The following is a 20,208-nucleotide window of genomic DNA, read 5'->3' as shown; positions in this document are numbered from 1 at the left end:
TTGTTCAGTCACGCCCGTGGTAACGCAGGACCCATCCTTGATTCGTCGAGTCTTTGAGGTAGGTTCCGGCCACTACGATTTTTCCATCCGCCTGGAGCGCGAGGCTGTCGAAAGAAAGCGCCCCGGTAAATGGCGTGCCCACCCAGCCGGCGTTGCCGAATGTTGAATCGAACGAGCCGTCGCTCAACATTCTGCCGATGACGGCGGGGGACGGTTGGTCGGACTGCTGGTATTTACCGACCAGCACGATCTTGCCGTCCGGTTGCATGACCCCGCTGCTCCAGTAGGTGGATGCATACTCCAATCGGGTCAGCAGAGGCTTGCCGCGATTGAACTGGATATTGTATTCACCATCCGGTTCCAGGCTGATCAGGAGACCTTCAGTGCCGGTTTTGCCGATGCCCAGCAGCCGCTTGTTCGGTTGCTGGATCACGCACTCAAGAACCGGAGACCCCGACATCGGCTCAATGACAAACCCGTTGTTGCCGAACTGCGGATCGAGGCTGCCGTCGCGCAGGTAGCGTGCAAACAGGGCGGCGGATGTGCCGGAGCGGGGTGCCAGTGCGCCGCAGATGACGAGCTTGCCATCCTGATCGATCAAGCCGTTGCGCACCTTTACATCGGCAGGCGCCGCACCCGGGTAGAGGACCTGAACATAGCCTTTGTTATTGAAGGAGGTGTCCAGAGAACCATCGCTGTTGAGCAAGTACAGGAACGCCTGTGTGTCCTCTCCGTGCGTAATGGCGTAGGTGTACACCACGAGGATTTTTCCGTCGTTCAGCGACACGATGCTGCCCGATGAAGCCTGTTCGCTACCACTGGCTGCCTTCGCGGTCTGTTCGTCAGCACCTGCGGGCAACCGGAGGATGACGTAGCCCTGGTCTCCAAACGTGCTATCCAGCACACCTGCGGATGTAAAGCGCGCCAGTGCAGGTCTGCTTTCAGCGACGGTGCCCAGAAGCAGTTTCTTGCCGTCGCTCAGGCAGATGACCGATCGCCCCTTGGACTCGGTTCTGACGGTAAAAGCACCACTGGCAATGCCCTCGTTTCCAAAGGTCGGGTCCAGCTTGCCGTCCAGCGTCAGGCAGCCCAGAACGTAAGCCTGATCAGTGACCCCGGAGCCTGCCTGACCTGCGAAATACAAGCGTGTCGAGGCGCTGTCCGAACTGATCCCCCCCACATGGCTTTGCCGTCCGAGGGCCGGCAGCGTCAGCCGGAAAACGCCAGCGTCGGCAAAGTCTTCATCCAGCGTTCCCGCTTTTGGTGCCTGTCGGTTCGAGTGATCCATGGCGTTCTCCTTGAGTAGAGGATTCTCGACTCAAGTAACTGCCCGAATGCTTGCCCCGTCTACTGTCAGATCTGACAGTTGACACAGTGCTTGCCACAAAATTGCAGCTGCGGCCACGCTTGAAAGGACCCCGCCAATCACGTGCAGGTGCTGCACAAGGCTGCGATTTTTTGATGGGCCGGAAAACAAAAAGCCCCGCCGTTCACACGGCGGGGCTTTGGTTTTTCAGCAACCGGTCACTCAGACCTGCGGGTCGCCCACGTGCAGGATCTTCATGCCGTTGGTGCCGCCGGTGGTGTGGTAGCTGTCGCCCTTGGTCAGGATGACCCAGTCGCCTTTTTCCACTACGCCGCGCTTGACCAGTTCGTCGATCGCCTTCTGGCTGACTTCGTGCGGTTCCAGCGAAGCCGGGTCGAACGGGATGGTGTACACGCCACGGAACATCGCCGCACGCGCCTGGGTCTCGCGGTGTGGCGAGTAGGCGTAGATCGGCACCGAGGAGCGGATGCGCGACATGATCAGCGGGGTGTAACCACTTTCGGTCAGGGCGATGATCGCCTTGACGCCCGGGAAGTGGTTGGCGGTGTACATGGTCGCCAGTGCGATGCTTTCGTCGCAGCGGGTGAATTCCTTGCCGATACGGTGGCTGGAGGTCTTGCCGGTCGGGTGCTTTTCCGCGCCGACGCAGATGCGCGCCATCGCCTGCACGGCTTCCAGCGGGTACTGGCCAGCGGCGGATTCGGCCGAGAGCATCACGGCGTCGGTGTAGTCGAGCACGGCGTTGGCCACGTCGGACACTTCGGCGCGGGTCGGCATCGGGTTCTGGATCATCGACTCCATCATCTGGGTCGCGACGATCACCGCCTTGTTGTGGCGGCGTGCATGCAGAATGATTTTCTTCTGAATGCCCACCAGCTCGGCGTCGCCGATTTCCACACCCAAGTCACCACGGGCAACCATCACCGCGTCGGACGCCTTGATCAGGCCGTCGAGGGTTTCGTCGTCGGCCACGGCTTCGGCGCGTTCGATTTTTGCCACCAGCCAGGCGGTGCCGCCGGCCTCGTCGCGCAGTTGACGGGCGTATTCCATGTCGGCCGCGTCACGCGGGAAGGACACCGCGAGGTAGTCGACTTCCATTTCCGCTGCGAGCTTGATGTCGGCCTTGTCTTTTTCAGTCAGGGCCGGCGCGGTCAGGCCGCCGCCGCGACGGTTGATGCCTTTGTGGTCGGACAGCGGGCCGCCGATGGTCACCACGCAGTTGAGTTCGGTGGCGGTGGCGGTTTCGACGCGCATCACCACGCGGCCGTCGTCGAGCAGCAGCTCGTCGCCCACGCCGCAGTCCTTGACCAGGTCCGGGTAGTCGATGCCGACCACTTGCTGGTTGCCTTCGGTCAACGGATGGCTGGTGGAGAAGGTGAACTTGTCACCGATCTTCAGCTCGATCTTCTTGTTGGCGAATTTGGCGATACGGATTTTCGGGCCTTGCAGGTCACCGAGCAGGGCGACGAAGCGGCCGTGCTTGGCAGCGAGGTCACGCACCAGTTTTGCGCGAGCCTTGTGCTCGTCGGGGGTGCCATGGGAGAAGTTCAGACGGGCGACGTCCAGGCCAGCCAGAATCAGCTGTTCGAGAACTTCCGGCGAGTTACTGGCCGGGCCAAGGGTAGCGACGATTTTGGTACGACGGACGGACATGCAAAGACTCCTCAGGTTCAAGCGCCAGCGAAGGCTACTATGCTCTTTGGGTGTAGTCATTGTTCGTTTGCACTACTTATCATTTTCTTTATTGAACGCGGCAACTTTGGGACAAACGCGCCTGAAGATTTCCGACCATGGGTCGATACAGAGCTCAAGACAGGAGAACCCCCATGCGATTGTTGCCCATTGCCGCCCTTGCCCTCAGCGTCCTCGCCGTCACGGGCTGCACCCGTTGGTCGATGAACCATCATTTGAACAACGCTTACAGTGCCTATGACCGTGGCAATTGCGAGCAGGTGATGCTCGAACTGTCCAAGGTCGAACGCGCCAGCCGTGCCCGCCCGTATGTGTGGCCGGAAGTGTCGATGATGCGCGGCCAGTGCCTGGAGCGGCAGAAGATGTTTGTCGATGCGGCGCAAACCTATCAGTTCATCATCGCCTCGTACCCCAACAGCGAATACGCCTTCCGCGCCCGCGCCCGTCTGGAAACCCTGCAGAGCCTGGGCCATTACCCGACCCGCAGCGCAGCAGCGGTGGTGCGCCCGACGGGCTCTTGATGACAGTTGTCATACAAAAGCTGGCCGGTTGTACAGGCTGAGCTATAGTCGAATGAATCGGGTCGCCGGTGAATCCGCGATGACCCGTGCAACACCTGCGACTGGCAGTTGTAAGGTGATGGCGTATTAGCGACCGTCACACCGGAAGCGGGGAGAGCGTGCCTGCGACACAGGCGCGTTCCGAAGCAAGGGTGCGGCTCTGTGAGGGAGCCTTGCAGGACGAACTGCGCATCATGTTTACCGACCGCCGGATCGAACGGCATCAGCTGCCGTACTTCCTCAGAGTGTTCAACAGCGTCACCGACAAACCCATCGGTTTTCTGGGCAATGTGTCCGAAGACGGGCTGATGCTGATCAGCCAGTTGCCGATGATGGTCGGTGCGGATTTCCATCTGCGCCTGAAAATTCCCTGCGGTGACGGTTGCCAGCAGGTGATCGACCTGGCCGCGTCATGCCTGTGGTGCCACGAGGATGCGACGCCGCTGCATTACGACGCCGGTTTCAGTCTGCTGCGAGCGCCGCCCGAATACGGGCAGTTGGTCGAGGCGTTGCGTCAGTACTTCAGCTTTCAGCCGTTGCCGGCCTCGGCCTGAGTGCGGCGGCGCCGTCATTATTGTTATCGCTGGCAAGCCAGCTCCCACAGGGTTTTCGTCGCGCTCGGAGGTTGTGTCCGCGCGCAGAACCTGTGGCAGCGGGCTTGCCCGCGATGGCGGCAGTGCAGGCCCGCAGGGTTAACGATCAGGTCACGGCAATCGCCCGCTCACGGTCGAGCGTCTTCTCCGCCAGCAACAGGCCCATTTCGCTCAATTGATAGATCGCCATCGCCAGATGGCGCGGCTTGTCGTCCAGGCTGTCGGCCAGGTCGAGCAGCAGAATGCTGACCGAGGAAAAGGTTTCGTAAGTCTGGATGGCCACGGCTTCGGGGTTGAGGTCGGGGCTGACCATGAACATCTGCATGCCGCGATCCACGGAGTTGCGCGATGGGGGTTCGGGTTTGAGGTAGTGGTCGAGGGCGCGCTCGGCGGCCTCGTTGAGTTTTTTTGAATCGGCTGAGGTGTAGGGGGAAACCGGGTCGGTTGCCGGGGGATTCGGTGTGTCTTTGAACATAGTGATAACCCTTGTAGTGAGGGCCTTCACCACTTCGCGACTAAACGAAGGGTGGCGGCTGGACGCAGGTTAGTCGACCGGGGGGTATCACCAAAAACCGGCGCGCCGAAGCGCCCTGCGAACAGCCACCATCGAGTGCGGGGATAGGGAATACCCGACTGGATGACGCTTATACACATTGGTGACACACCCCTGGGCGACTAAACCCGACCACTGATTGGCAGCGGCACGGACCAAGTTACGGGGCATCACCAAAGCGCACAAGTCGGCGGATTCTGAGGGATGTGTAGGCAACGGCGCAAGGCACTGTAGCCATGTGCGTATGGCTGAAGGACGTTGCCAGCCTGCGTTGTAGGAAAAGCTACCGTCTGTCGGGACTGTCAGATTTTACAGGTAGGCAGCCGGTTATCCGGCGGCGTACACATACCTCTCGGACATAGCGACGATGAGGGCAGAGTCATGTCAAAGGATACGGATCTGGAAGGTGCACCCGGCGAGGCCGACGTGTTTGGCGCCAATCAAGAACCGCCGCTTCTCTCGGATGGGGTGAGTCCGGACGGACTGTATGTCGGGCCTTTGCAAATTCGGGATTGGGAGTTTACCGAAACCGTCGATACCAACAGTTCGATCATCTTCAATGTCCCGCAGTCTGACGGAGAGCATCAGGTCTGGATTGATTACTACGGCCCCAACGGATATTACGTGAAATTGCTTGAGGGGGTCTGGTACAAGGGCCGCCAATGGAACGAATGCCTTGCTATTGGACTTCCGGAGGGTTATGGCGAGTATTCCACGGTATGGAAATACAAAACCGATTGGTCCGAGACAAGAAACAAACCGGTATTCGTCAGAAAGCTACCTGTTATCACCGGTAAAGATGAACTGACAGCAACAGTCTTCGGCACGGGTGTTACGAGTGGCTATCTTGACATCGTCGAAGACAGCACTAACGCCTCCATGAGTCCGGCGATTCTCGGCAACCAGGCCAACTGGACCCTCAAAGTGCGCGAGGGCTTAAAGCCCTGGACTTACAGCATCAAGGTCAGGCATTCGCAAACTGGATGGGCTACTCGTTACTCGACGCCGATCAGTTTCAATTATTACGGCGTCCCTACCATCCGTGAGCCGAAACAGGATGATGTCGTAAGGGAAAGCAGACCCAGGGTTGAAGGCCAAGGGTTTCCGTCTGCAACCGTGAAAATTTATCAATCAGGCTCGGGCATCATTACCTATGGTGAGGCCCAGGTTGGCAATGACGGGCTCTGGTCGACGTATTTGCAGCACGACTTGCCCTATGGATCCTTTACGTTTATCGCTCAACAGTCGATGGGCAATTCTGTATTGCCCGGCTGGTCGAATCTGGTGACGGTCAATGCCAAATTTCCGCCCGGTACCCCTGCAATAAATTCCATGATTCCTGTCACGGAGCAGAATCAGAGTTTTACCCTGACTGGATCGAATGGCGGGGTCGGGGGGATTGTTCGAATTTTCATCGACGGGACGTCAACCCCGGTCGGTGAAAGCGCCGTGCTGACGCAGGCAAACTGGAGTGCCGAGGTTCAAGTGCCCGTAGGGCCCGCCTCGTTGGTGGCCATAAACGTGCGGGACGAATACGAATCCGGGCGCAGCGGTCCCCGCGCCTTCAAGATCCGCCCCCCGGCGCTGCTGGAACCACAAATGACCGTTCTCGCGGATGGCGGCATTCGGTTCTCAGGCAGCGGCCACTCCAGTGCAACGGTCGAATTCACTCTGCCCTCAGACTCGGGAGTCACTGCACCGCCGTCTGTTGTAGTCAGAGACGGCTTCTGGCAAACAACCGCGACAGGCTGGCCATTCGGCACTTATAAGCTCAAGGTCATTCAAAAGGTTCGGGACGGAGCCAATGGCTGGATCGAGTCAGTCAAATTGGAGTACACGGTCGACAAGCAAATGCCTGATGTGTATGAAACGGACTTCTCAAGGGAGTACCAACCCACCTTCAGCGGCAAAGGTTACAACGGCGCCACCGTCAGGCTCTACCATCCCGGCGGCATACATCTGGCCGCCCCCGATGTCGTCGTGAAGGGCGGGGAATGGTCCAGCATGGCCATCGAGCAATGGGGGCCGTCGGACGAACGGGAAGTTCATATCAAGCAGTTCATCGGCGTAGAGTGGTCGCCGACCTGGGTGGCACTGAAGGTCACGATCCCGCCACGGGCTCCCGGCGTGGATGATCCGCTCGAGGATGGCCTCTCACCCATGTTCCGTGGCACATGCTGGCCGGGAGCAGACGTCAACATCCGCTTCAGCGACGAAGAGCACGTTGTGTACCCGGGCATTGTCAGTGAAGGCAGCTGGCAATTTCGGCGTGACAAGGCGTTTGCCGCGGACGTGGTACATACCGTGACCGTGACTCAATTCGTCGACGAGCAACCCTCGGATCCGGCATCGAAAAGCTTTACCGTCCATCTACCCATGCTGGTGCCGGTGATCACTCAGCCCGAAGGCGACGCGAAAGTCGGCCGCGTCATGACGGTCGCAGGCCAGAACGGTATGCAAGGCGCCACGTTGCAGTTGCGTGACTTCCTTTCCGAGAGTCCTCTGGGGGCGCCAAAAAAACTGGATCAGGACGGTGACTGGTCGATCGATCTGAGCGATCTGGAATTCAGGCGCTACACCATCGATGCTCGGCAGACACTGGCCGGACGGCACTCTGAGTACAGTGACCGGCGCTCGTTCGAGGTGGTACTGCTGCCTCCGTTCATCACCCAGCCGACGATGAACGACAAGCTGCCACGTACCGCGATGCTGGAAGGAACGGGGATGGCGAATGGGCTGGTCGATGTGTTTCTGCAAGGTCTCTCCGAGCCTTGGCTCAAGGATGTGGCGGTGAACCAGGAGGGCTACTGGAAAGCCGAAGTGACCTTGCCGGTGGGCCACAAAACCATCTGGGCCCGGCAATGGTTCATGGATGACACCGGCAAGCGGCGCGAGTCGGACAATACCGAACCTGTGAACTATCAGGTCGTCCCGGCCGCCCCGTTCATCGAAACCCCGGTCGAGGGCGACGTCATCGGACGGTGGGTGGTGGTGTCGGGATTCGGTGTACCCGGCGATACCGTCAGTGTGACGTTGGCCGGGGCTGCGCGGGCAGTGCTGGCAAGCGCCATCGTGCAGGACGATCGCACCTGGTCGGTGGCGAGCGATGTCGGCCCCCTCACCGGGGGGCATTACCGGTTGCAAGCGGTAGCGTCACTGCAGGAGTTCGAATCGGTCGAGGCACTGCGACCGGTCATGCTGGGGGCGTTTTTGCCCAGCCTCGAGCGGCCGGCGGCGGGCAAGTGGGTCAGCCAGCCGGTGCAGTTTTCCGGTCGCGGCCGGGAGGGCATGGGCGTCGCCGTCAGTTGGTACAACCCGGATGTGCAGTGGGCGCAATTGCCCGTTACCGGCCAGCAGTGGGACGCAGAGGCGACGCAGACATTGCCCGAGGCGGGTCACTGGTACCGATTCCGGCAGACCCTGACTGACGGCGCGGACGACGCAACGATGTCTGACTGGGTCGACAGTGCGCGTTTTGAAGTGGAGTCCGCGCGCCCGCTCCGGAAGGATTCCTGAAGTCTGTTTCCGACTAACGGTCTGTGCACCTGTCAGATCTGACAGTAGACGGCGCTGCTGTCGAAGCGCTCAATCTTCCTCATCGAATGTGCAACCTGACACCAAGTGTCAGGTTGCTCGGACCTTCTGTCGCCTCAAGGAACCCTGATCATGGCTGATTCGCGCCGTCCTGCCGTGCAACTGTTCGAGCAGTTGTTTGGCGAAGAAAAACAATCCCGGGATGCTGGGCTGGAAAGTCTCAGGCAGTACCTTGAGGAGGGAGGCTCGATTTTTCCACTGGTGGAAAAAGGCGTTCAGGGCCTGGTGCTGGAGCACACGCTGGGTGCGGAGGATGCCCGGCAAATTCTGCGCCGGTTGAACAGCATGGCCACCTACGTGCGTCGCCAGTTCATTCAGCGGACCCTCAGCGGCGATAAAGGGGCGCAGGCAGCGCGGTCGAGCGGGATTCTGGCGATGGTCGATGGTCCGAGTTATGAACGCCTGTTCCCCACCTCTTTTGATTCGCTGTGCCCACCGGATGGCCTGGAGTCGATCACCTCGCCGGTGGCGTATCTGATCGATCTGTTGCGCTGGATCCGCGACCGTATCGAACTTTACGGCGTCGAGACAGAAAAGTTGCCGCTGCATGATCGACGCAAGGATCTGAAGCGGCTGTCGGTCGATTTCAATGCGGTGTACCGCTCGGTATCGTCGGTCGACATCATTGTCGCGGTGCTGGAAACGTTCATCTCCGAACACCAACCCGGCGTGCCACTGGAAGATGCGTTGCTCGCGGCGCGTTACCCCAACGGTCTGCCCTATTACCAGCACTGGGTCACGATCGACACGGTCGCCCGTCACCACGGATTGTCGGTCGGTGATTTTTCCCGACGGGTTGATCTGATCTATCCCTATTTTTTGTCGCCGCTCCCCGGCGATACCGATGCTGCGCGTGCTGCCATGATCCATGCATCGCGGCTGGGGCCCAAACAGCGGCAATTGCTGACTGAGCCGGCCGCAGTGGTGGGCGAACGTAACGATTTTTACCGGGACAACTATGGCGCCGACGTGCTGGATTGGCAGAACCTCAACCAGGTGACGTTCTTCGGTGGACGGACAAAGCTCGATACCCGGGCAATCGAAAGCCTGTTGTCGGTGCGCACCTTTGCTCCGGTGCGTTCGGCCAATGTGAAATTCACCCCTGAAGTACCGCCCAATGAGGCGGAAAGCGGTCATTCCGGTTCGATTTACATCAACAAGAACCAGCATTCGGCGATCGGACTCACCGAAGACAGTTCAGCCCCGTCAATTCTGCACAAATTGACAGCAAATCCTAGCGACGCCGCAGGGCTGAACGGCTATGACCGAATGAACCGAATGGTGCGTCTGGCCAACTGGCTGGAGTTGCCGTTCGATCAGGTGGACGCGCTTCTGGCGGCTGCCATGCGCGCTGAAAGTCGCGGCACCGAAACGGCGAACAATTGGGAAATTACCGAAGGCGTGGTGCGGGCTCTCGGCCTTTACCAGAGCCTGCGCGAGCGCTACCAATGCACGCCGGCGGACTTTGCGGTGTTTATTGACGAATTGGCGGTTTACGGTCGCGCCGAGGTGCTGTCACCGTTTGATCAGGTCTTCAATCATCAGGGCGACTACCGCCAACCGTTCAAGCTCGATGGCGCGACGTTTCCGCTGATGCCGCTACCGGGCGTCTCGGACCTGACCATCAGCCAACTGTGCGAGGGTCTGGCGATCGACCTGCAGACTTATCATTACCTGGCGTTAGCGGTGGCCTCTGCACACGGGCTCTCCCAAGACCTGACGCGCACCGCGGCGATCGTTTCCAGTTTTTATCGGCTGGTGAAGTTGCCTCGGCTGTTGAACATTACACCGATGGAAGGTTTGCTGATGCTGACATTGCTCGGTGGCGAGCACGAGCAATGGCTTCCTGCTCTCGCAGGCGAGCCGGCCATCCACGCGCCCAATTCGGGCACACCGGATGTGTTGAACCTGATCGAGGCCATGTCCAGCTGTGTGCAATGGTGCGAGGACAGCGGGCTGTCGGTGTCGTGGATGCTGCAACACGTGGCACCGGTGCAGCCCATGAGCGAGGCGTCGGAGTCGGATCGGCAGTTTTTCGAGCAGATTCGCAATCTGCTGTCGACGGCGCTGTTGAGCAACGGCGCCTTGTTGATGGCCGGCGTACCCTCTGCAGGCGCGGCCAACTGGCTGGACTTTCTCACCAGTCACGCGGACAACCTCGACCCTGTCGTGGATGCTGACGGCCTGGTATTGGCCCCAGTGGGAACAGCAGACGCTTATTTGAGCTTCCTGCGTGCCAAGTTGGCGTGGGCGGTTGAAAGTGCTCTGGGTGACATCGGCACGCCGCAGCGCGATTCGATTGTCGAAACCATGCTCAGTGTGGTCTTGCAGGCGCGGGACGCTCAGGTGTCGTTGGTCAGGGAGACCCTGGCTGTCTATGCAGGCGTTCCGGTCGATCGGTCCATTGCCCTGCTCGATTGGTCAAACGCTACGGTCTACCAATTACTGCGACAGGTGATCGAACACGTCGGTCTCGATGTGCAGGAAACATTACGCGGGCGCAACGAAGAACCGGATCCGTTACTGACGCTGTTGGGCGAGGTGCGCCGGCGGGCGGAGGTGACGACGACGCTGGGGTTGAGCGCCACGCTGTTGCAGGACTATCTGGATTACGGTCATCTGGCCTGGCTCAATCAGGCGGACAAATATGCGTTCACCGTGCGTACGCTTTATTACCTCACCACGCTCACACGGGCGTTCAGCCTGAGTGAACAGCCAGAGCAGGCGCTTCTGGACTATCTGCGTCAGGTCAATGCACTGCCGAAAGTCACCGGCCATGCTGCGCGTCTGGCGCAACAGGCCGCCGCGATCAAACTGGCCGGGTTCTTCGGCTGGAGCGTGCAGGAAGTCAATGAGTGTGTCAGCCGCGTTGACGAGTCAGAGCTCAAAGTGTTGAAGGACCTGACACAACTGGATCTGTTGATGCGCGTGCGTGTGCTGTCAGCCGACAGCGGCATGGATGCGCTGACGATTTTTCTGATGGGCCGGTTGCCCGCGACGCTCGACAAAGGGGCCTACGCCGAAGCGGCGGAACTGGCCTTGCTGAGCGAGACTCGGGCGCGAGTGCCGGTTATCCAGGCGCAGGGCGACCTGAAACAACTGGTCACGATCACGTGCAACGTCGACAACTCGACCGTTGTAGCCAACAAGTCCGATTCGAAAGCCACCTACACCGTGACCCTCACGGATGCTGAGGGGCAGGCGTTGAAGTTCGTTACGGTTTATTGGCGTGCGACGCTCGGCACGGTTGAAACTAAACAAACCGATGTAAACGGCGTGCTTCAAACCGATTTTGTTCCGGGCAAGGTCATGGGAACGGACACGCCGCAATACTGGCTGGATTTGTTTGAGCCCGAGAACGCTCCGCCCATCCAGGTGATGGCCGATTTCGACTCGCTGAGTTTTTCGGAGAGGGACAAATCCCCAGTGCCCCTGGAAACCGTGCCGCGGGGCCAAGAGGTCGAGCTCTACGCCAGGCTGCGGGATAACTATGGAAATCTTGGCCAAAACCTGCTGGTGGACTGGAGTTACAGGCCTGTCAATTCGAATAAAAGGCAGAGTGTGAGCATCCGGCCTGCGCAAGGCTTCACCAATCAGGAAGGGCTGACGCGTGTCTTTGTCTCCAGCGCTACTGGCGGGACATTCGTGTTCATTGTCTTCAGTCAAACCGGCAACACCTCTGCCAATTTTGAGGCCATCACCTTTGAAGGCGATGAGGTGCCGGCATGAGCCTGCGCAACAGTTTCACCCCGAGTGATACCCCCAGGGAGCAAAGATCATGGCATTGAGCAATATTGGCGGGCTGTTGGAAAAACGTCGTTTGGCGCTGCTTGAATACTGCATCGGACAGTTCGGCGCACAGACTTATGATTTTCTGGAAACACCGGATGACCTGTTTGAACTACTGCGCATGGACCCGCTGGACACCTACCCGGTGCAGAGCTCCTGGGTGGCCGAAGCGACCAGTTGCGCGCAGCAGTACATCCATGCCGTTTATCGCAAACTAGAGCCAGGTTATACCACGCACCAGTTCGACCCGCGCCATCTGGCCGAGTGGGAACTCACCAACAATTACCCGGACTGGGCCGCCGTGCAGTTGATCGCGTGCTACCCGGAAAACTTCATCAATCCTTTTGTACGGCAGCGCAAGACCAGCCTGTTCAAAACCCTGGAGAGTGCTCTCACTCAGAGCCGCTTGAGCAACGATTCGGCACAGGCGGCGCTGCGTGATTACCTGCAAACGTTCGAGCAGACCTGCAATCTGGATGTCATCAGCGGCTACATGAACGGCAAGACCCCGGCCCGCGCCGATTATTACTTTGTCGGGCGTCAGCGCGAGCAGCCGTTCCAGTATTTCTGGCGCAAGGTCGAGGTTGAACTCACTTCCATGGATAAGGCCATCAATCCGGCGGCCTGGAGCGAATGGCAGGCGGTGGACATCCCGGCGGGTAATCGCGTGCTGGATATTCGCCCGGTGTTCTGGAATGGCCGCTTGTGTCTGGTCTGGGCAGAGTGGCGCGACCGGGTGCCCCTTAAGAAGGCGGACGAATACATTCCCTACAAACTGGAGATCAACCTGGCATTCATGACGCAGAACGGCCAATGGTCGGCGCCGTTGGCTGTGCACAGTGCGGAGTATGAAGAGGATCTCAGTGCCGGTGCGCGGCTGATTGCGACGGTGCGCGAGAACTATCTGCACCCCAAGGGCAAGCTGGGTGTGTTGATCACCAACGACGAGACGAGTGACAAAAAGAAGCTGAGCGCGCAGGTCGTCCGTGATGTGCTGATGCAGCCTGTCACTGACGATGGTGGTGCCTGGCTGGAATCGGCGCTGCAGCATCGTTTTGTCAGCGCCGAGACGGTGCAGCACCCAATCGGCAGTCAGGTAACGGTGGTCTCTCGCGTAACGACGCTGGGCGCCATGACGCCCTATCTGGATGTGCAATTCACGGCGTTGCGTGTGGATGGCAAAGATGTGCTGACGGTTCAGGGTTTTTGCCGGCCAACGGGACTGGGCGACGGCGATGCGACCATGAAACTGGCCTTGAACTTCAGAACCGAGGATGACCCTGCGGATGTTGTTCAAACCTTTTCAATAGCGGGCGGCTGGACAACTGATGTGCTGACCTACTCGCGAAGAGCCGGTAGCTGGGGGGCAACCACCTTCTCCTTCGGCGATGCTGCCGGCAAACTTGGAGGCAAGGCATTTGACCTGACCATTGTCGATCTCATGGATTTCTCCGCGCCGACACTGGTAAAAAACAGCATCGACGCCGCGCAATTTCTGTCTCTCAATCAGCCCGGCCTGGCGCTGAAATTCTCCCGTCTGAATTCACTGTTCGCTCCGGAACTGGTACAGCGCGCCGGTATTTCCGTGGATGCGGTACTGGATTGGGATACCCAGTTTCTGTCCGAACCACCGCCTACCGGCGTCGTATTCACCGAGCCCAACGGTGCTTTCGACGGTGCCAACGGTCTGTTCTTCTGGGAGTTGTTTTTTCATCTGCCGCACTTGATGGCCACGCGTATGCGCGACGAGGAGCGCTTTGGCGAAGCGCAGGTCTGGCTGCATTACCTGTTTGATCCGCAAGCCGTCGCCGATCCACAAACGCCGGCGAAGCTTGTCAATCCGAAACCGCGGTATTGGCGCTGCCGTCCACTGGCGGACCTGGGCAATCCGGGGTTTGAGGCCATGGCCCCCACCGACCCGGATGCCATCGGTTATGCAGCACCGGAACACTTCAAGGTTCTGGTGTTCAGCGACTACGTGAGAAACCTGATGGCATGGGGCGACTGGTATTACCGGCAACTGACCCGTGACAGTCTGGTGGCGGCCAAGTTGTGCTATGTGCAGGCCGGGTTTCTGATGGGCAAGGCACCGACGGCACGCACCGTGACCCGTTGGCAAACCGCGACGGTTGAGAGCTTGCTGACCCAGTGCGGTGCGCGCACGGCGCTGGATGAGTTCGAGCAAACGCTGGATTACAGCCTGGCGGATCTTCCTGCCGCTTCCGATACCCCGCCCATTCTCGGGGTGGTGGGTTGCGGGCCTTTTGAAATACCGATCAATCAGTCACTGCTGGACCTGTTCGCGGCACCGCAACAGCGTCTGGATAACCTGCGCAACAATCTCACCCTCGATGGCAAACCACTGGATATCCCGTTGTTCAGCCCGCCCACCGATCCCAATCAATTACTGCGTGATCTGGCAGCGGGCGGTGTCGCCGGGCCGCGGCCGATGGGCGGGCGGTTGGTCGTCAACGCGTTCCGCTGGCGGGTGATATTCGAGGTCGCGTTGCGTGCGGTGCAGTCGCTGCAGGATTACGGCAGCCAGGTGCTGAACCTGCTGGAACGCAGGGATCGTGCCGAGCAGGAAGAGACGCAGCAAAGCCATATCGTCGAATTGGGCGCTTACGCCCGGTCCATGCAGGAGCAATCCATCGCCCAACTGGAGGCGAATGTGACCGCGTTGCAGCAAAGCAGCCTGGTGGCCAGCGAGCGCGCCGAAGCCTACAACAAACGCTATGTCGAAAATATTTCGCAATACGAATATGAGGTCATGGACAACCTGGCCACAGCGAAAGTCCTGGCGGTGACGTCCTCCAGTATCAAGCCCGCTGCGGCGTTGATGGCGGCGCTGCCGAATATTTTCGGCTTCGCCAATGGCGGGCACCGCGCCGACCAGGTGCTTGAAGCCGTCAGCTTCGGATTGGGCATCGCCTCGAACATGAAGCAGCTGGATGCCGACAGGCAAGCCACCACCGAAGCGTATCGCCGTCGTCGCAACGAATGGGCGCTGCAACGTGATCAGGCCTTGGCGGAAGTGCGGGCCATCGACGCGCAAATCGTGGCGCAGGGTTACGCCATCACGGCGGCCCGATTGAATCTTGAGCAAACCCTCAGGGCCAACGATCAGGCATTGACGGTTTACAACTTTCTGAAAAAACGCGCGAGCAATGCCGAGCTGTACGGCTGGCTGTTGGGCCAGCTCAAGGCCTTGCACTATCAGGCTTACGATGCCGTCATCAGCCTGTGCCTCAACGCCCAGGCATCCCTGAGCGCCGAGACCGGTGATTACGATGCGCAGATTCCCCTGCCCAATGTCTGGCTTGATCATCGGCATGGTCTGACGGCCGGCGAGCACCTGCGTGGGCATTTGCTGCGTATGGAGCGTGAATACCTGCAGCGCCACGAGCGGCGGCTGGAACTGGTGAAGACCGTCTCCCTGCGGCAGTTGTTCGAGGACCGGGTGGACTTGCAAACCGGCGCTGACGGCTGGGCCAGTGCGCTCAAAATATTGCGCGAGAGCGGCACGCTGGAATTCAAACTGACGCAGCTATTGTTTGATCGTGATCATCCGGGGCACTACTGCCGCCAGATCAGTGGGGTAGAAGTCGATCTGCCGGTGTTGACCGGTCCCTACGAGGACGTGCGGGCCACTTTGCTGCAGATCGGCAGCATGACGGCGACCCGAGCCACGGCGCAGTCGGTGGCCTATTTGCACAAACCGACAGGCACGGCGCCTTCGGATGTGTTGTTCAACCTGCGTAGCGGTCAGCAGATTGCCTTGTCCACAGGCGTTGCCGACAACGGTCTGACGGCGATGAAACCCGACGAGGGTTTGCTCAATCCTTTTGAAAATACCGGGGTGGTTTCCAGTTGGAAAATCAGTTTTCCCTGGCCGTTGAAAAGCCCGCAAGCGGCCACGCTGAACTCGCTGACGGACATCATCTTGCGTGTTCGCTACACCGCAAAGGCCGGCGAGCGGACCTTTGCCCGAACGGTCGAAGACATGGTGACCAAAGCTGAACGTACCGGTCAAAACACAATGCTCAAGGGAGTGCGCAATCATGAATGAACCGGTGATTCAAGCGAACGAGAGTCTGGTGCGCAACGGCGAATTTACCGATCTGGAGCACTGGAGCAGAAGTGGCCTGGTCGGCACCGGCAGTGAAATGTATGAGGGTAACGTCACCTCCTTTCTGCAAGCCGTGGACGGAGGCTGGGTGAGACAAGAGATGACCTTGCCCAAAGACCCCGGCGTCGACGCGCATTACACCCTGACTTTCCTCTGTGAGATACGGCACGAGGAATCAGGCTGGCTGCGCCTCTGGAGAGATACGCAGTTGTTATTGGAGATTGAACTCAAGCCTGGAGACTCGCGCAATAGCGAGCAAGACCGGGCCCGACTGGCAGCGGGACAACCGCTGGAGTTCAGGCCGATTAAATACGAACAGGCGCTGGAACTGCCGATTGCGCGTGGCGACATACTTCGTCTTGAAATTACCAGCCCTCTGAATGAAGCGCATATTGAGGCTTCGAGACTGCGTATCACCCACGTCGACATCCAATTGCGTCTGGCGCCGCTGGCGTTGCAGGCGTTGCAGATAGACCAAGAGACCCTGGCGCCAGGCCGTACGTTGCACCTGTGCATTGGCGCGACAGACACCGATTCTCACCGATTGACCTTTGTGCCTGAGCCGGACAATAGCTGGCGTGAAACCAAGGCTGCACTGATCATCCAGGGCAATCCGCAAGACGCCATTCTGGCGACACCCGACTGGCAGGTTGATCAGCCGCTGCAAGACCAATGGTTGCTCGACTGCCCCTTCCTCGGCGATGACCAAGAGCATGAGTTGACGCTGAACCTGCTCAACCAGTACCGCGCCGAGGCTTACACCATTCCCGTATCGCTGGGGCATCACCGTTTGGCTTTCGGGGCGGAAAAGGACGCGGCTTACTACCCGATTTTCGAATACGGGCAACAGGTGCAATTGGGGGTTCGAGTGGTGTCGTTTTACACCGCGCAGGCCATCAGCGGGCGCACCGTGACCTGGGCGCAAGCGGGTGCAGGCGTCAAAGGCGCCGCTGTTTCCGGTGACGATGGTTGGGCGTATTTCGATTACCAGCCAACGCAGGCCGGTGAGTTCGTCATCGAAGCGTCGGTTGTCAGCCCTTATTACGCTGGCGGTGTGGTTTCACGCCGCTTCGATGTCCGCGTACTGGCCACGGACCCGTGGCGTGAGCTGTCGGTGATTGTCGACGAAAACGCGACGGGCTGGGAGGCGACCGGTTATCCGAATCGTGGCAGTGCCCATCCCTTGCAGATCCGCGTGCCTGTCGACAGTCCTTTGTTGGACTCTGAACTGTCGCTGCATTGGCGCGGCGATAGCCAGACGCAATTGGGCGTCGTGGTCAGCCCGGCGCTTGAACAACCCGTGCCGGTCGACAGCGTCGACACGGTCTGGACGCTGACCAGCGACGACAGCAGTGACGGCCGGTTTGTATTGTCACTGGTCTGCTCGAAGCTGCTGTTGCCGTCACCGGATAAACCCATGTCACTGGCGCGCAACCGGGTCAAGGTCGGCGAGGTGCGCGGCGCCAATAAGTTTCCGATTGTCGATGAGCAAGAAAGCGTGTTGCTGCGCGTGCAGGTATTACACGACGTGACCCTGGGGGACGGCGATCCGGTGACCAATGCGTTGGTCGACTGGGAGACACCCGAGGACGACATCGTGCGCACTGTCACCGGGGCCGGTGGCTGGGCCAGTTTGCTCTACACGCCAAAAAGCGCCGGGGCCAGGACGGTCACGGCCAGCGTCAAGGCACATGCCGAGGCCAGTGCGATCGAGCAGTCGTTCGATGTCACAGCTGTCGCGACCAGTCCGTGGAAAAACCAGGTCAACATTTTTCTGGACGGGGTGGAAGTCGAGCGCAATACGCTGGGCGTGCTGTGTCGTCGCGGGCAGATCCATACGCTGCGAGTCGAACCGGTTAGCGGCAGCCCGTGGACCGATAAAAACATCAGTTTGCACTGGCGAGGTGAGGCGCCCGCGATCGGCTTGCAACCTGCCGATCTGGACATGCCCAAGGCATTGGTACAGGCAGGGGTGCAATGGCAACTCGCCTCAACGGCGGAGTCCAGCATCAGCAGCCTGTTCGATCTGGTGTTGCGCCTTGAAAGCGTTGAGCTGCCACGGGAATTGTCCGGGCGTCTGATCGCCGCAGACCTGACTGAAGAGTTGAGTCTGGTGCTCGATCAAATCCACGCTGAGCTGGATTCTCGCAGCCTTTTTCCGTGCCTGGGCGCGCGGCACCGCTTCAACGTTTTGCCCAATGCATTGAGCCCGTTGGTGGGTTTGCAGGCATGGCTGGTATGGTCGGGTACCTCCGCCGAAGCATTGGCCGCGACAGTGCAGCCAGCGCTGAATGCCGGGCAACCGTTGAGTGATGGCGGGGCGCTGTGGACATTGGATTTTTCCGCCAGCGAGCAACCTGGCCAGTTTTCATTGTCGCTGGCGCTCCCTCAGCTGGACTTTGCTGCCACGCCCAAACCAATGGACCTGGCGCACAACAAAGTCCGCATCGAAGCGTGGCGTGAATCGCCGATCGAGCCCGTAGTGAACGAGGATTCGGCGTGGATGTGGGTCCAGGTGGTTTCGAATTTCACCGACCGTGCCGTCGATCAGGCCCCCGTCAGTTGGGTGGCGGAGGAAAAAACCCACGAAATGAATACCGCCGCCGATGGCTGGAGCGGGTTCCCGTTTGTGCCCACCTCTGCCGGGCAGAAAACGGTGCAGGCATCGCTGTTCAGCCCCTATGACGGCTATCGGGATTCGCAGTCAATGACCGTCGAAGCGCTGGAGGTCGATCCGTGGAAGGGCGTGACGGTCAGTTTCGATGGTCAGCCAGCGCAGCCCTGGGGGGAGGTAACCTGCTTCCCGCGCCGCCGCGCTCAGCACACCATCCATGTGATGGCTGCGCAAAACAGCCCCTTGTTCGATCATCAACTGACCCTGGGGATGAGCGGGGCAGGGCCTGCCGAGTCTGGGATCCGTTTCGAATATCCCGGCCTTGGAACGCCTATATCTTTCAGCAACGCGGGTTTTCCTTACACCTTCGTGACCGGCGATCTGAAGGACGCCAGCTTTGCCCTGCGCCTGGCCTCATCGAAACTGGCCAGGCTGTCCCCGGCCAATGCAATGTCATTGGGGTCGGGAACTCAAGTGCTGAAAATCCTTGCCAGTCAGCGAGCCACGCAGACGCTGCTGTGGGGCGAGGCGGTGTCTGAACAGATCAGCGTGGTCTCGTCTGTCAGTGGCAGGCCGATGGCGGGCCTGACGGTAACCTGGCGCAGCCCGGAGCTGGGCGTGGTTACCACGGTGACGAACTTCTACGGGGTTGCGAAGATCCGTTTTGTGCCCACTACGCCGGGGGCCATTGAGCTGACGGCGACGGTGGGCGATGCGCAGTATTCGGAATCGGTTTCGTTTGCGTTTTTCCTTGATGAACCTCGTCAAATAAAGTCGCTGTTCAGCGTCGATTCACCGGGGCAGCAAGTCCATGTGGGTGTGACTGTTGTTTCGGCCTTGACGGGGAAACCTCTGCCGGATGTGTGGGTGAAGTGGACATTTGAAAACGTCTCGCTCTTACAGAGCAAAACGAATGAAGACGGGATCGCAATGGTCATCTTCAAACGTCCCTTGATCAGGCAGGGTTTTTTACAAGCCTTGGTCAAGGGCGGCCTTGCCGGCTGGGAAATACAATCTCTAGCGGTGCCAATTGATGTTCCCTAGGTGAAGCGACTGACTGTACCGGGAAATCAAGTGATTCAGGTGGGAGAATTGACACTCATCTCTGCGCTGATCTTTTCTGCTGTCAGTCAAGCGCCCCTTGAGAGCGTGGAGGTAGTCTGGATCAAGAACGGCGTCGAGCAAGAGTTGCGAACTAAAACCAATATTCGAGGCGAGGCGTATGAAAACTTCAGGGCCAGTGCAGCGGGAAGCATGACCATCCAGGCACAAATTCGTGACCCCAAAGGAAAGCCTTTCGACAGTAAGCAATTTGTATTCACCGTGGTCGAGCGGCCCTGAGGCTGGGAGCGAAGAC

Annotated in this window: 10 protein-coding genes; 7 read left to right on the top strand and 3 right to left on the bottom strand. The window is 59.4% G+C overall.

Going from position 1 to position 20,208, the window contains the following annotated elements:
- Positions 1–4 precede the first annotated feature (4 nt).
- Together ACXX9E_RS27400 and pyk are read right to left on the bottom strand one after the other, a co-directional pair.
- The gene (locus ACXX9E_RS27400) at positions 5–1,288 is read right to left on the bottom strand and encodes a hypothetical protein (RefSeq protein WP_458556495.1); all 1,284 of its coding nucleotides are present in this window, start codon (positions 1,286–1,288) and stop codon (positions 5–7) included.
- Between the two features lie 240 nt (positions 1,289–1,528).
- Complete coding sequence (gene pyk / locus ACXX9E_RS27395; RefSeq protein WP_123467280.1) at positions 1,529–2,980, bottom strand: pyruvate kinase; 1,452 nt, start codon at positions 2,978–2,980, stop codon at positions 1,529–1,531.
- Positions 2,981–3,153: 173 nt separating this feature from the next.
- Between pyk and ACXX9E_RS27390 the strand changes: the two genes are divergently transcribed.
- Together ACXX9E_RS27390 and ACXX9E_RS27385 are read left to right on the top strand one after the other, a co-directional pair.
- Positions 3,154–3,540, top strand: a complete 387-nt coding sequence (locus tag ACXX9E_RS27390; RefSeq protein ID WP_123467278.1) for a tetratricopeptide repeat protein — start codon at positions 3,154–3,156, stop codon at positions 3,538–3,540.
- Between the two features lie 233 nt (positions 3,541–3,773).
- Positions 3,774–4,133, top strand: a complete 360-nt coding sequence (locus ACXX9E_RS27385; protein ID WP_123467324.1) for a PilZ domain-containing protein — start codon at positions 3,774–3,776, stop codon at positions 4,131–4,133.
- A 145-nt stretch (positions 4,134–4,278) separates the two neighbouring features.
- On the opposite strand, the gene ACXX9E_RS27380 is transcribed toward ACXX9E_RS27385, so the two are convergent.
- The gene (locus ACXX9E_RS27380; RefSeq protein WP_123467276.1) at positions 4,279–4,647 is read right to left on the bottom strand and encodes a DUF6124 family protein; all 369 of its coding nucleotides are present in this window, start codon (positions 4,645–4,647) and stop codon (positions 4,279–4,281) included.
- Between the two features lie 459 nt (positions 4,648–5,106).
- Here ACXX9E_RS27380 and ACXX9E_RS27375 point away from each other — a divergent pair, with 459 nt between their 5' ends.
- From ACXX9E_RS27375 to ACXX9E_RS27355, 5 genes are all read left to right on the top strand, one after another.
- Positions 5,107–8,241: a hypothetical protein gene (locus ACXX9E_RS27375; RefSeq protein WP_458556494.1), complete on the top strand. Its 3,135-nt coding sequence runs from the start codon at positions 5,107–5,109 to the stop codon at positions 8,239–8,241.
- A gap of 150 nt (positions 8,242–8,391) precedes the next feature.
- Positions 8,392–12,048: a Tc toxin subunit A gene (locus ACXX9E_RS27370; RefSeq protein ID WP_458556493.1), complete on the top strand. Its 3,657-nt coding sequence runs from the start codon at positions 8,392–8,394 to the stop codon at positions 12,046–12,048.
- Positions 12,049–12,097: 49 nt separating this feature from the next.
- On the top strand, positions 12,098–16,177 hold the full coding sequence (locus ACXX9E_RS27365; RefSeq protein WP_458556492.1) for a Tc toxin subunit A-related protein: 4,080 nt from the start codon (positions 12,098–12,100) through the stop codon (positions 16,175–16,177).
- Positions 16,170–19,895, top strand: coding sequence for an Ig-like domain-containing protein (locus ACXX9E_RS27360; protein WP_458556491.1), 3,726 nt, complete (start codon positions 16,170–16,172; stop codon positions 19,893–19,895). Before ACXX9E_RS27365 ends, ACXX9E_RS27360 begins: the two co-directional genes overlap by 8 nt.
- Complete coding sequence (locus tag ACXX9E_RS27355; protein ID WP_148050917.1) at positions 19,896–20,192, top strand: hypothetical protein; 297 nt, start codon at positions 19,896–19,898, stop codon at positions 20,190–20,192.
- Positions 20,193–20,208 lie beyond the last annotated feature (16 nt).

It is taken from the genome of Pseudomonas sp. GNP014 (genome assembly GCF_054344005.1).
The sequence above is the reverse complement of the archived record's forward strand: the minus strand, read 5'-3'. Positions and strand labels throughout refer to the sequence as shown.